Origin of the sequence: Prevotella sp. P5-64, from assembly GCF_002251285.1 — a bacterium.
Classification (GTDB): domain Bacteria; phylum Bacteroidota; class Bacteroidia; order Bacteroidales; family Bacteroidaceae; genus Prevotella.
Map to the genome: position 1 here is coordinate 53,799 of NZ_NPJK01000049.1, position 13,482 is coordinate 67,280.

The following is a 13,482-nucleotide window of genomic DNA, read 5'->3' on the forward strand; positions in this document are numbered from 1 at the left end:
AACGAGGAAATGACGCAGGATTGCTCTATCACTCTTTCTATAGCCGACGAAAACAGTGGTGTAACCTCCTGTTTTCCAAAGGGCATCCGCGTTACCGAAGCCGAGTTGTCATCGGGGTCGGGAATAGAAAATGTATCATCTTGCGACTCCCCCAGCATGGCTTCTGCGCCATTGTCAGAAGCTCCCTGGGGATATGTCCATATCCATAACAAACAGGTCGAACTCTTCAAGCGTCAGGTCGACGCCTACAATGCCGCCCACCCCGAGGCGCGGCACGAGTGTTTTGTCCACTATTCATACAAATACAAACCGAAAGCCAACGGCAAGGGTGTTGTCAAGAAACTCTTGCCCACTATCAATGGTCTGGTATTCCTGCAGGGCCATACGGCTGAACTGCAGCAGTTTCTCAGCACCTATCATCCTCAAACTCATCTCATTAAGAACTGTAGTACAGGACATCCTGCGGTTATCTCCCATCGCATGATGCAACCCTTCATGCAGGCTATCACCGGTCATCCCGACAATGTCACCTTCCTGCGCGACCCCTTTGTCAAGTTTGCCAAGGACCACGTCAAGCTGCGTGTCCTCACCGGTCTCTTCAAGGGATTGGAGGGCTACATCGTACGCATTGACCGCGACCGCCAACTCGTCATGGAGTTTGCCGGCTACGCCGTAGCCATCCGCGGTGTCCACAACGAAGGTTTTGAGGTTGTGGAAGGCTGAACTCACCCAACCCCTGTCTATATATATAATAAGGTGTAAACAAAGACGGTCATCACGGTGACCGACGACAACCATTAGAACAGCAACTACCATCCCCGCCACAGTATTGGCCTGACCATCCCCTTTCAGCACAACTTTTATCTCAATTTAATATATGCGTAATTTTGAAGACATACGTGTCGCCGTTGCCGGTACCGGCTACGTCGGCCTGAGTATTGCCACGCTGCTTTCGCAGCACCACCGTGTCACGGCAGTGGACGTGATACCCGAGAAGGTGGAGAAGATCAACAACCGTATCTCACCCATCCAGGACGACTATATCGAGCGCTACCTGGCCGAGAAGCCGCTGCAGCTTACCGCCACCCTCGACGGCCGCCGGGCCTATGCCGACGCCGACTTCGTGGTCATTGCCGCCCCGACCAACTACGACCCCGTAAAGAACTATTTTGACACCAGCCATGTCGAGGAGGTCATCGACCTGGTGCTGGAGGTCAATCCCGATGCCGTCATGGTCATCAAGTCCACCATCCCCGTGGGCTATACCCGCAGCCTCTACCTGAAGTACGCCCAGCGCGGCGTGAAGAAGCTGAACCTGCTCTTCTCGCCCGAGTTCCTCCGCGAGAGCAAGGCCCTCTACGACAACCTCTATCCCAGCCGCATCATCGTGGGCTACCCCAAGATCATGTCGCATCCCGACTTTGCCGATGAGAACCGCGCCATCGAGTCGGTCACCGATGTGGAGATGCTCAAGGAAGCCGCCCGCACCTTCGCCGCCCTCCTCCAGGAAGGCGCGCTCAAGCCCGATGTGGACACCCTCTTCATGGGCATGAAGGAAGCCGAGGCCGTGAAGCTCTTCGCCAACACCTATCTCGCCCTCCGCGTGAGCTACTTCAACGAGCTCGACACCTATGCCGAGGTCAAGGGCCTCGACTCTCGCGCCATCATTGAGGGCGTGGGTCTGGACCCCCGCATCGGCAGCCACTACAACAACCCCTCCTTCGGCTACGGCGGCTACTGCCTGCCCAAGGACACCAAGCAGCTGCTGGCCAACTACCAGGACGTGCCGCAGAACATGATGACCGCCATCGTGGAGTCCAACCGCACCCGCAAGGACTACATCGCCGACGCCGTGCTGCGCAAGGCCGGCTACTACAACGAGAACGCCGTGTGGGACGCCACCAAGGAACACGAGTGCGTCATCGGCGTCTACCGCCTCACGATGAAGTCCAACTCCGACAATTTCCGGCAGTCAGCCATCCAGGGCATCATGAAGCGCATCAAGGCCAAGGGTGCCGAGGTCATCATCTACGAACCCACGCTCGAAGACGGTACCAGCTTCTTCGGCAGCCAGGTCGTGAACAGCCTCGACGAGTTCAAGCGCCGCTCCAAGGCCATCATCGCCAACCGCTACGACGAGAGCCTCGACGACGTGACAGACAAGGTATACACCCGCGACATCTTCGGCCGCGACTGACCCCATAACCCCGCTACGACTATGCTACAATGCGAAGAAAAGTTCTTTGAACTCTACCATAAGGATCCCGAAGGCATGGCCTTCTGTCCTTACCGCGTGTGCCCCATCGGCGCCCACAGCGACCACCAGTTGGGCAAGATTACCGGCCTGGCCATCGACCGCGGCATCCACCTTGCCTATAAACCCAAGCACAACGGCGTCATCGAGCTCTGCTCGCTCCAGTTTGACAAGCGCGCCCAGTGGCACATCCACGGCGTGCCCGAGGTGCGTCAGAACGATTGGGCCGACTACCTGCGCGGCGCCACCCTCGAGCTCGGCATGCGCCATCCGCTCAGCGTCGGCCTCAGCGGTGTCATCCAGGGCACCCTGCCCATCGGCGGCCTGTCGTCATCGGCAGCCGTGACGCTCGTCTACCTCAGCGCCCTCTGCCGCGTGAACGGCATCAGGCTCACCGACCTGGAGATGATCGAGATGGCCGTGGCTGTAGAGAACCGCTATGTGGGCGTAAGCTCCGGCAAGCTCGACCAGAGCTGCGAGCTCTTCTCGCGCAAGGACCATCTGCTCTACCTCGACACCCTCGACGACCATTATGAACTCATCCCTACCCATCCCGCGATGAAGCCCTATGACATCGCCATCTTCTTCAGCGGTGTGGAGCGCACCCTTGCCGGCAGCAAGTTCAACATGCGCGTGGACGAGTGCCGCAGCGCCGCCTACGCCCTCAAGGCCTTCGCCGGCATGGAGTACGGCAAGTTTGGCGATACCCACCTGCGTGAGGTCCCCGTCGAGGTGTTCCGCGAGTACCGCCACCGCCTGCCCGAGAACTGGGCCAAGCGAGCCGAACACTGGTACACCGAGTTCGCGCGCGTGGAACAGGGCGCCGAAGCCTGGCGCCGCGGCGACCTCGACACCTTCGGCCGCCTGAGCTTCGAGAGCGGCCATTCGAGCATCTACAACTACGAGACCGGCTCGCCCGAGCTGAAGACCCTCTACGACATTATGACCCATACCGACGGCATCTACGGCGGCCGCTTCTCCGGCGCCGGTTTCAAGGGATGCTGCATGGCCCTCATCGACCCCGCCTACAGCGAGAGCATCGGGCGCCAGGTGGAAGAACAGTACCTGCGCGCCTTCCCCCAGCTCAAGGGCAAATACCAGTACGTCGTCTGCCACAGCGCCGACGGCCTAATCCTCTAAAGAAAACAGCAATGAAGTGTCTTATTCTTGCGGCAGGCTATGCCACCCGGCTCTATCCCCTGACCGAAAACTTCCCCAAGCCCCTCCTCAAGGTGCAGGACAAGACCATCCTGGACTGGCTCGTCGACGACATCGACGGCGCCGGCCTTGTCGACGAATACATCGTAATCAGCAACCACAAGTTTGCCCGCCACTTCCAGGAGTGGGCGGCAGGCAAGCGCCAGAAAATCACCGTGGTCGATGACGGCACGTCGACCAACGAGACCCGCCTCGGCGCCGTGTGCGACATCCGCTTTGCCGTGGACAGCCTCGGCCTCACGGGTGACATGCTCGTCATCGCCGGCGACAACGTGCTCGACTTCAGTCTGCAGCACTTTGTGCGCTATGCAGACAGAAAGCAGACTTCGTGCGTGATGCGCTTCGAAGAACCCAGCGACGAACGCCTCCACAAGTGCGGCGTGCTCGAAATCGACGACAGCGACCGCATCATGTCCATGGAAGAGAAGCCCGCGCGGCCCAAGAGCCACTGGGTGTGCCCGCCCTTCTACTACTACACCGCTGAAGATGCCGCCCGCATCCCCGCAGCCATCGCCGACGGCTGCGGTACCGATGCCCCCGGCAGCTTCATCGCCTGGCTCTGCCGCCATACCGCCGTCCACGCCATGGAGATGCCTGGTCACCGCTATGACATCGGCAACCTGCAGAGCTATGAAGAAGTACAACAACAATATCCCGGAATCGTCAAATAAACAGCAATGGTAGAATATAATGTAACCCTCGAGGGCAAGACCGTCCTCGTCACAGGCGCCGCCGGCTTTATCGGCAGCAACCTTGTCAAGCGCCTGTTCCAAGAAGTCAAGGACATCAAGGTGATCGGCATCGACAGCATCACCGACTACTACGATGTCAACATCAAGTATGAACGTCTGAAGGAGATAGAGTCGCTGCAGCGCGACTGGACTTTCGTCCATGCCTCCATCGCCGACAAGGCCGCTGTGGAGGACATCTTCGCGCACAACCGTATAGCCGTAGTCGTCAACCTCGCCGCCCAGGCAGGCGTGCGCTACAGCATCACCAACCCCGACGCCTATATCCAGAGCAACCTCATAGGGTTCTACAACATCCTCGAGGCCTGCCGCCACCACGAAGTGGAGCATCTGGTCTATGCCTCGTCATCATCGGTCTATGGTAGCAACAAGAAAGTGCCGTATTCGACAGACGATAAGGTGGACAACCCCGTAAGCCTCTACGCCGCCACCAAGAAGAGCAACGAGCTGATGGCCCATGCCTACTCGAAACTCTACAACATCCCCTCGACCGGCCTCCGCTTCTTTACAGTTTATGGCCCTGCTGGCCGTCCCGATATGGCTTACTTTGGCTTCACCAATAAGCTGGTGAAAGGCGAAACCATCAAGATTTTCAATTATGGCAACTGCAAGCGCGACTTCACCTATGTCGACGACATCGTGGAGGGAGTGGTGCGCATCATGCAGCACGCCCCCGAGAAGCATAATGGCGAGGACGGACTGCCCATTCCACCGTACAAGGTATATAACATCGGCAACAACTCTCCCGAAAACCTCCTCGACTTCGTGACCATCCTGCAGGAAGAACTTGTCCGTGCCGGCGTCCTGCCCCAGAACTACGACTTCGAGGCCCACAAGGAACTCGTGCCCATGCAGCCCGGCGACGTGCCCGTAACCTACGCCGACACGAAGCCCCTGGAACAGGATTTCGGCTTCAAGCCCAATACCAGCTTAAGAGAAGGCTTGAGACACTTTGCTGAGTGGTATGCTGGGTATTATGGAACTTCCTACTAAATCTTATGTTATCAGATTATGAAGGATAATAGAAAAGTCCATTCTTAATATAAATTATGTAAAAGGCCTATGTCCCAACATTGAGCACCAACAGAATAACTCGATATATAAAAAGTAGTACAAACATATAAAACCAAAAAAACATGAAAGTTAAAGTGCTAACTACCGCTTTATTAGGGGTATGTTTGATTATGAATGCCGAAACTTTAAATTCTGACTCTGTTAAATCAGATACGTTAAATGAAAAAAACAATTGGGGAACAGAATTAAGTGAATCACATTTCCATTTAGGTCTTGATCTCCAAACCAAGTATGTATGGCGAGGTATGGAGATGATGCCAGAAGAATCTTCGCCTGTTGCTTTTCCTGGTATAAACTATCAATGGAACGGACTTTATGCATATGCTATGGGTGGATATGCAGTTAATGGTAAGTATGCCGAAGTGGATTTAGGTGTCAGCTATACATGGAAAGGTCTGACATTAGGCTTGAGCGACTATTATTATCCAACAGTCAATGGTAAGGACGACGAATATGTTGGCGGTAAACATAACGGTCATTGGTTGGAGGCATGCATAACGTACGCTCCGGAAAAATTTCCACTTTGGATTACTGTTAGCAACTTCTTTGCTGGTGATGATGATGCGTATGACGATAACTCAGGAAATAAGAAGCAGGCATATTCTACATATATGGAAGTTGGTACTTATTACGATTTCCTTGACAATAATCGTCTTTCTTTAGCCGTAGGTATGACACCAAACAAGTCATGCTATACAAACTATCAGAAAAAGTTTGTAGTATGCAACCTTGATTTGAAATATACCTACAATGTGCAGTTTAAGAATGGTTGGACATTGCCTTTGAGTGCAGAATACATCTATAATCCGTCATTCGACAAAGCGTATGTTAACTTTGTAGCAAATTTTGCTTTTTAAGATAATGAAAAAACGAAATGCCATTATTATGGCAGCAGGCACTTCGTCGAGATTTGTGCCGCTATCTTCCGAACGCCCCAAGGGATTGGTTGAAGTGAAAGGCGAAGTGTTGATAGAACGTCAGATACGTCAGTTGAAAGAAGCAGGCATTGCTGATATTACCTTAGTTGTAGGCTATAAGGCAGAAATGTTTGCCTATCTCTGCGACAAGTATGGCGTAGAAATTGTGCTTAATGAAGATTATGCACGTTACAATAATACCTCTTCGTTGATTCGTGTGATAGACAAGTTGGACAATACTTTTGTTTGCAGTTCGGACAATTATTTTCCTGAAAATGTATTCATGAATGATTCAGACGACAGCTATTATTCAGCCCTTTATGCTGAGGGTGAGACGAATGAGTATTGTGTTACGACTAATGTTGGTGATTATATTACGGATGTAAGGGTCGGTGGACGTGATTCATGGTATATGGTAGGACATGTGTTTTTCAATCATGAGTTTTCTGAGGCTTTCAGAAAACTCATGATTGAGGAGTATAAGAAAGACGATACCAAGCAAGGGTATTGGGAGGATTTGTATATCCGTTATATAGACCAATTGCCCAAGATGAAAATCAACCGCTATAAGGAAGCTGAAATCCAAGAATTTGATAGTCTTGACGAATTGCGCATGTTTGATGGTAGCTATATAGAGAATACTCGTTCGTCTGTCATAAAGTTAATATGCAAAACTCTTGAACTACAAGAGTCGGATGTATATGGTTTCAAGAATGTCAAACATAATGGAGACTACCTACATTTTCAGTTTAAGGTGGGTGACTTTACTTATGAGTATAACGACAAGACTGAAATTAAGATAGAAAAAATATGAAGACAGCTGTCATTCTTGCTGCAAGACGAGAGAAGGATTCTCAGACACCATATCCTCTCAAACAATTTGCTTCTAATCTGTGTCTTTTAGACAGAACCATAGGAATATTACGTGATCTGCATTTTAGTAATATTTTTATTGTTGTAGGATACAAGACTGAAATGTTCAAAAAGTATGAAGCAGAAGATGTAACGTTGATAGTGAACAAAGACTATGAGTTTACAGCTTCTATGGGGTCTTTGGCTTTAGTCAAGGACTACGTTAAAGAAGATTTCCTGCTTATAGAAAGCGATACGTTCTATGAACGCCGACTTATTGAACAATTGGCTGCACGAACAGAGGGCAATTGTCTTTCTATGACTGAGGAAAGTGGTTCTGGCGATGAATGTTTTATGGAAACAAAGAATGGCTTTGTTACAAAAATCACCAAAGACCGCCATCGTGTTTGTCATTTTGAAGGTGAGATGATTGGTGTAAGCCGTATCACGTTAGATACATTTGAAATGTTGGTGAACGCATGGGAACATGCCAGTAATCCATACCTCAACTATGAGTATCTGCTTATGGACGTGACAGAACCGCTCGACCGTCCTGTCATTGTGCTTAAAAACTTAATTTGGGGTGATGTGGATTGCGAGGAAGACTTTAAGAAACTACATAATGTCATCTATCCACGTCTTCGCAGACGAGAGAATCCGTTTGATCATGACAACCTGATAATGCACCTTCATAATATTTTTCCGAATGAAGATGTCAGCAAGGCTGAAATTATTCAAATTGGTGGCATGAGCAATAAGAATTTCCGTGTGAATATCGGTGACAAAAGTTTTGTTCTTCGTGTTCCAGGAAATGGCTCTGAGGGAATGGTTGAACGTACAAATGAGGAGTTCAACGCAATAGAAGCTTGCAAGATGGGAGTGAATCCTGAGATTCGTTACTTTAATGCAAAGACAGGTATTAAATTAGCTGATTTTGTTGAAAATGCCGAGACTCTTAATGCTGCTACGATTCAACGCCATGATAATATGAAGAAGATTGCCAAAATCTATCAAACAATTCATGGTTCACACATTCGCTTAAAAAATGAATTCAACATATTCCAAGAAATCGAGAAATACGATTTGCTCATACAAAAGGCCGGCACCACTATGTATGAGGGTTGGGAAAATGTTCGCCCTCAAGTGATGGCACTTGAAGGATATCTGAATGAGTTAGGCGTTGAACTTTGTCCTTGTCATAATGATGCTCTCTATGAGAATTTTATCAAGGCTATGGATGGAACAATCTACCTTATAGATTGGGAATATTCAGGAATGAACGACCCTATGGCAGACTTTGCAGCTCTATTTATTGAAGCCGATTTTACGAAGGAGAACCAAGATTACATCCTTGGTAAATATTTTAACGGCAATATCCCTGAACATGCTTTCAAAAAAATTCTATGCTACATGGTTCTATGGGATTATCTTTGGGCTCAATGGACTGTCATTAAAGAGGCTAAGGGTGATGACTTCGGAACTTATGGACGTGATCGCTACAAAAGAGCAATTAAAAACTTAAAGAAAATCGGAAAATAAATGGAAAAACAAAAGAGAAAAAAAGATTGGACTACGATGTTGATTCCCTTTGCTATTGTGATAGCATTGATGGCGGTATTTATGATTGTACCTGAGGAATCAAAATCGGTTGTTGACACAATGCGTGGTTTTTTTGGTGATACAATCGGGATTTATTATCCTATACTTGCCATAGGAAGTGTTATTTGTGCGCTTTATGCTGCTTTAAGCCCAAAGTATGGTAACATCAAATTGGGAAATATCGACAAACCTGCATATAGTAATTTTAAGTGGGGTACAATGATTTTTACCTCTACTATGGCTGCCGATATTATGTTCTACTCTTTGATTGAATGGGCGCTGTATGGTGCAGAACCACATTTAAAAGAATTGGGTTCTATGACAATGTGGGCTCCAACATACACTTTGTTCCATTGGGGACCATTGGCTTGGGGCTTCTATGTTATACTTGCTGTATGTTTTGGTTTTATGATGCACGTTCGTAGACGTGAACGTCAACGTTTTTCTGAAGCTTGCCGACCTCTATTGGGTGATAAAGTTGATGGATTTTGGGGTAAGGTGATTGATGTTATTGCAATCTTTGCCGTAGTATGTGCAACAGCCACGACCTTTTCATTAGCTACACCTCTCTTAACTAAAGCAATGGGTGTGGTATTTGGCTTTGAAGTTAATACAGCCGTTACGATTTGTGTACTTCTACTCATTTGCGCTATCTACACCATTACAGTATTATATGGTGTGAGAGGAATTAGCAGACTTGCAGGAATCTGTTCTTACCTCTTTTTCGGCGTTCTTTTCTATTTCCTTATATTGGGAGGTGAAACTCGTTTTATCATAGAGACAGGCTTTCAGTCTATCGGAAACTTAGCTCAAAACTTCATAGGTCTATCTACTTATATGGACCCTCTTCGAGAAAATGGTTTTGCTCAGAATTGGACTGTTTACTATTGGGCTTATTGGCTTGTTTGGTGTGTAGCAACTCCTTTTTTCATTGCATTGATTTCAAAGGGACGTACCATTCGTAACACTGTTTTCGGTTCATTCGGATGGGGACTTGCTGGAACCTATATGTCGTTTATAATTCTTGGTAACTATGGACTTGCTCAACAAATGAAACATGGGCTTGATGTAACGGGCTTTATTGGTAAAGGTGGTGAGATGTATGATGCGATCTTGATGATTTTTAATACGCTACCTCTTCCTTCTGTAGCATTGATGTTGCTGGTCATTACAATGATAGCCTTCTATAGTACAACTCTTGATGGTATAACCTATGTAGCATCTTCATATAGCTATAAAAAAATATCAGCAGAAGAAGAACCTGCCCGTAAAATTAGGGGCTTCTGGGCTCTTCTCTTAATATTCCTTCCAGTAGGTCTTCTCTTTGCTCAAAACTCTTTGTATAGTCTTCAAGGCGTAACTATCATTGCAGCTTTCCCCGTAGGAATCCTGCTTGTAATGATAATTGTAAGTTTTTTTATAGATATTAATAAATTGCTTAATAATTCGTATAATGAAAAATAAACAGTTAACAATAGAAGAAAAACGCATAATTCAACTTCAGATGTTAGACGAATTTGATGTGTTTTGTAGAAAACATAATTTAAGATATTCATTAGCTTATGGTACATTAATAGGTGCCATTCGTCATAAGGGTTTTATACCATGGGACGATGATGTTGATATAATAATGCCTATGCCAGATATGCTGAAGGCTAAAGAATTATTAAAGTCTGATTTTATTAAAATTAGTGATGTCGATTCAGAACATCACTATGGATATCATTTCCCTCGTCTATCACACAAAATGTCTTATTCTATCGATGGATTAATTTCTAAATCTTATGGTGTTTGTATAGATTTGTATTATACAATTACTGTCCCTAATGACAAAAGAATGGTAGAATCTTTTTTTAAAGGCGCTGATAAAATTTATTACAAAAGAATATTCCTGGCAAAGCTGAGAAGCAAACTATGCAGATATTTGCCAATCAAGAATATTCCTGGATATAATTACATTCAGAAATTATATAGTAATTATTACAGAAAAGCTTTTCCTTATTCAGAATCAGGACCTTTTTTTGCAGTTGCAGGAAGGGCTTTATGGAAAGAGTATTATACTTTTAATTTCTTTGAGAAATTGATAGATGTTGATTTTGAGGGAAGAAAATACCTTGCAACAGCAAATTATCATGAATGGTTGACTCAAGAATATGATGACTATATGCAACTTCCTCCTAAAGAAGAAAGAATTCCTTATCATGGTGGACATTATTATTGGAAAGAAGAAAAATAATGGCAAAACAATCTAATTCTCAGAAAGTGGTAAAGGGTATATCATCTCAAACACTTGTTACATTGATAATGGGTGTTATCGAGGTGGTCGTCTTTTCCGTAATGTCTCGTTTACTCAGCAAAGAAGATTTCGGTCTTTTTGCTGCAATTTCTGCTATTACTGTGATATTCAGTAGTCTATCTGAAGCAGGAATAGGATCGGCATTGATACAAAAGAAAAATGCAGATACAGGTTATGTAAATACATCGTTTACTATTAGTTTCATATCGGGAAGTATATTCACATTATTGCTAATAGTGTTCTCTGGAGTATTATCGGAAACGATAGTTGATAAATCTCTGAAGATTCCACTAATATTTATGTCTGTAACTATTTTGTGTAATAGTCTCACATCAGTCAATACTAGTGTAATGTATCGTCGGTTAGAATTCCTTAAAGTAGGAATCGTCTATTTCTCTGCTCTTGTTGTTAGTTCTGTTATAGCAATAGGGTTAGCCTTAAACGGGATGGGATTTGAGGCAATTTTGTCAAAATCAATACTTCATTCCTTGACAGCAACAACATTATCCTATTTCTTGGCAAAAACAAAATATAGATTTCAAATAGAACGTAAAGATATTGGAGCAATAGTTAATTTTGGAGGTTGGTTAACGCTTAGTGTTATATTTAGAAATTTTGCTACTCAAGCAGATAAACTGCTTATGTCAAGATTTCTTAGTGTGTCTTCGCTTGGTGCTTATAATCGGCCAAAGGAATTTATTGATACTATTTCTACAAAACTTAATGGAATCTTCGATACTGCCCTTTTTCCAATTCTTTCGGGGATACAAGATCAAAAGGATAGCATTCGCAATGCCTATCACACATCATTATATTATATGAATATTTTTTCTATGTTACTGGCATTAGCTTTCGTATTTAATAGTAGTTTTTTAATCCGCTTGTTCTTTGGTGCAGAATGGATGAATTTGTTGCCTGTCTTTGTTATCCTGTCATTATCCTTGGTTTTCAATATTGACGGACGTTTGTGTGATTGCTTCTTCAGAAGTTTAGCATTGGTTAAGTACCAGTTCTTTATCCGATTATTTGAGTTCATACTGACAGTTGGTTGCCTGTTGATAGGTTTCCAATGGGATATAATAGGCGTTGCATATGCAGTACTATTTGCGAATGTCACTATTATTTTCATCAAACTTACTATAATTACAAACAAAGTAGGATCAAATATCGGTAAGGTTGTATTGCACATTCTTTCCGCTTGGAGATTTTGCCTTGTTTTGGTTCCAATAATGATTATGACACAAATATTCTTGCCGATGACGTATGTTGGCGACATAATTAAGTTAGTAATATTTGGAATATTAGTACTAACCTTATTTGTATTAACACCGGCTGTTGTAGGAAAGACATATAAAGAAGGTGCATATCAATCCATTATGAGTAAACTACACAAAATACTGCGAAAATGAAAATACTAATAGCTGGCGATTTTGCTCCACGTGCAAGACTTGCCAAACAAATAGAAGACAAGAAATTTTCTGAGGTATTCTCTGAAAATGTACGAGAAATAATAAAGTCGGCAGACTTCTCTTTTGTCAACTTTGAAAGTCCAATAGTTGAGACTGGTTACAAACCAATACCGAAGTGTGGTCCAAATCTTCGATGCACCAAAGAAGCAGCTGAGGCTATGCGCTATGCCGGATTCACTGGCGTAACAATGGCCAATAATCATATTCTTGATTATGGAGTTGATGGTCTCCATAGGTCTGTCGAATGTTGTAAGGCACAGGGTTTGGATATCGTTGGTGTAGGAGAAAATCTGCACGATGCAGAGAAAGTCTTGTATCTTGAGAAAAAAGGAAAGAGATTAGCCGTAATAAATTGTTGTGAGCATGAATTTACGATAGCTACAGAAACTGGACCAGGTGCTAATCCATTGAATCCTGTTCGTCAGTTCTATGCCATTCAAGAGGCAAAGAAGAATGCAGACTATGTGCTTGTGATTGTACATGGCGGACACGAAATGTTCCAGTTGCCATCACCTCGTATGGTAGAAACATATCGTTTCTTTATAGACGCAGGAGCAGATGCTGTGGTCAACCATCATCAGCATTGCTATTCTGGTTATGAGACATATAAAGGAAAACCTATCTTTTATGGGCTGGGAAATTTCTGCTTCGACAAAGAAGGTCTTAGAGATTGTTCTTGGAATGAAGGATATATGGTAGAACTGTCTTTTAGTGATGTTATCACCTCCAATATATATCCATACTGTCAATATGGCAATAAACCAACAATAGAATTGCTGGATACCACTGCTTTTGACAACACTATTGCCGAATTAAACCTGATTATATCTGATAACAATTCGCTCCGAGCTAAAATTACAGAGTATTACAAAAATTGCAAGAATAATGAATTGTCCAGAATGGAACCATATTCAGGACGCATTCTTAACAAACTATTTTCTTTAGGATTGTTGCCTAAGTTTATAAGTGGACAAAAGGCAATCAATATCCTAAATCATGTAGATTGTGAAGCTCATAGGGATAAACTTATATTTGCATTAAGAAACAAATAAAT

General features: G+C 45.0%; 12 protein-coding genes. All 12 read left to right on the forward strand.

The genetic code is table 11. From position 1 onward, the window contains the following. The first annotated feature begins 9 nt into the window (after nt 1-9). The 12 genes from CIK87_RS09465 (at nt 10) to CIK87_RS09520 (ending at nt 13,480) form a co-directional block, all read left to right on the forward strand. Entirely contained in the window at nt 10-723 is a 714-nt protein-coding gene (locus tag CIK87_RS09465) for a hypothetical protein (protein ID WP_144008168.1), read from the forward strand. A gap of 154 nt (nt 724-877) precedes the next feature. Further along, complete coding sequence (locus tag CIK87_RS09470; RefSeq protein ID WP_094386964.1) at nt 878-2,197, forward strand: UDP binding domain-containing protein; 1,320 nt, start codon at nt 878-880, stop codon at nt 2,195-2,197. 21 nt (nt 2,198-2,218) lie between these two features. Next, on the forward strand, nt 2,219-3,394 hold the full coding sequence (locus tag CIK87_RS09475; RefSeq protein ID WP_094386965.1) for a galactokinase family protein: 1,176 nt from the start codon (nt 2,219-2,221) through the stop codon (nt 3,392-3,394). An 11-nt stretch (nt 3,395-3,405) separates the two neighbouring features. Beyond that, entirely contained in the window at nt 3,406-4,143 is a 738-nt protein-coding gene (locus CIK87_RS09480; protein ID WP_094386966.1) for a nucleotidyltransferase family protein, read from the forward strand. Nucleotides 4,144-4,149: 6 nt separating this feature from the next. Further along, nucleotides 4,150-5,214, forward strand: coding sequence for an NAD-dependent epimerase/dehydratase family protein (locus tag CIK87_RS09485; RefSeq protein WP_094386967.1), 1,065 nt, complete (start codon nt 4,150-4,152; stop codon nt 5,212-5,214). 143 nt (nt 5,215-5,357) lie between these two features. Continuing rightward, nucleotides 5,358-6,152 carry a hypothetical protein gene (locus CIK87_RS09490; RefSeq protein WP_144008169.1) on the forward strand — a complete coding sequence of 265 codons (795 nt, stop codon included), beginning with the start codon at nt 5,358-5,360 and terminating at the stop codon, nt 6,150-6,152. Nucleotides 6,153-6,156: 4 nt separating this feature from the next. Further along, complete coding sequence (locus CIK87_RS09495) at nt 6,157-7,026, forward strand: NTP transferase domain-containing protein (RefSeq protein WP_094386969.1); 870 nt, start codon at nt 6,157-6,159, stop codon at nt 7,024-7,026. Next, nucleotides 7,023-8,603, forward strand: a complete 1,581-nt coding sequence (locus CIK87_RS09500) for a phosphotransferase (protein WP_094386970.1) — start codon at nt 7,023-7,025, stop codon at nt 8,601-8,603. The genes CIK87_RS09495 and CIK87_RS09500 overlap by 4 nt, the downstream gene beginning before the upstream one ends. Then, nucleotides 8,604-10,127, forward strand: a complete 1,524-nt coding sequence (locus CIK87_RS09505; RefSeq protein ID WP_094386971.1) for a BCCT family transporter — start codon at nt 8,604-8,606, stop codon at nt 10,125-10,127. It abuts the gene before it with no gap. Further along, the gene (locus CIK87_RS09510; protein WP_094386972.1) at nt 10,117-10,899 is read left to right on the forward strand and encodes a phosphorylcholine transferase LicD; all 783 of its coding nucleotides are present in this window, start codon (nt 10,117-10,119) and stop codon (nt 10,897-10,899) included. Before CIK87_RS09505 ends, CIK87_RS09510 begins: the two co-directional genes overlap by 11 nt. Further along, nucleotides 10,899-12,368 (forward strand): oligosaccharide flippase family protein, encoded by a 1,470-nt coding sequence (locus tag CIK87_RS09515; protein ID WP_094386973.1) that lies wholly within the window; start codon nt 10,899-10,901, stop codon nt 12,366-12,368. The genes CIK87_RS09510 and CIK87_RS09515 overlap by 1 nt, the downstream gene beginning before the upstream one ends. Beyond that, nucleotides 12,365-13,480, forward strand: a complete 1,116-nt coding sequence (locus CIK87_RS09520) for a CapA family protein (protein ID WP_094386974.1) — start codon at nt 12,365-12,367, stop codon at nt 13,478-13,480. The genes CIK87_RS09515 and CIK87_RS09520 overlap by 4 nt, the downstream gene beginning before the upstream one ends. Nucleotides 13,481-13,482: the final 2 nt, after the last annotated feature.

What these genes read in the sequence shown, in the direction of transcription:
- CIK87_RS09465 (WP_144008168.1), top strand. Translation starts at nt 10, where the DNA reads ATGACGCAGGATTGCTCTATCACTCTTTCTATAGCCGACGAAAACAGT.
- CIK87_RS09470 (WP_094386964.1), top strand. Translation starts at nt 878, where the DNA reads ATGCGTAATTTTGAAGACATACGTGTCGCCGTTGCCGGTACCGGCTAC.
- CIK87_RS09475 (WP_094386965.1), top strand. Translation starts at nt 2,219, where the DNA reads ATGCTACAATGCGAAGAAAAGTTCTTTGAACTCTACCATAAGGATCCC.
- CIK87_RS09480 (WP_094386966.1), top strand. Translation starts at nt 3,406, where the DNA reads ATGAAGTGTCTTATTCTTGCGGCAGGCTATGCCACCCGGCTCTATCCC.
- CIK87_RS09485 (WP_094386967.1), top strand. Translation starts at nt 4,150, where the DNA reads ATGGTAGAATATAATGTAACCCTCGAGGGCAAGACCGTCCTCGTCACA.
- CIK87_RS09490 (WP_144008169.1), top strand. Translation starts at nt 5,358, where the DNA reads ATGAAAGTTAAAGTGCTAACTACCGCTTTATTAGGGGTATGTTTGATT.
- CIK87_RS09495 (WP_094386969.1), top strand. Translation starts at nt 6,157, where the DNA reads ATGAAAAAACGAAATGCCATTATTATGGCAGCAGGCACTTCGTCGAGA.
- CIK87_RS09500 (WP_094386970.1), top strand. Translation starts at nt 7,023, where the DNA reads ATGAAGACAGCTGTCATTCTTGCTGCAAGACGAGAGAAGGATTCTCAG.
- CIK87_RS09505 (WP_094386971.1), top strand. Translation starts at nt 8,604, where the DNA reads ATGGAAAAACAAAAGAGAAAAAAAGATTGGACTACGATGTTGATTCCC.
- CIK87_RS09510 (WP_094386972.1), top strand. Translation starts at nt 10,117, where the DNA reads ATGAAAAATAAACAGTTAACAATAGAAGAAAAACGCATAATTCAACTT.
- CIK87_RS09515 (WP_094386973.1), top strand. Translation starts at nt 10,899, where the DNA reads ATGGCAAAACAATCTAATTCTCAGAAAGTGGTAAAGGGTATATCATCT.
- CIK87_RS09520 (WP_094386974.1), top strand. Translation starts at nt 12,365, where the DNA reads ATGAAAATACTAATAGCTGGCGATTTTGCTCCACGTGCAAGACTTGCC.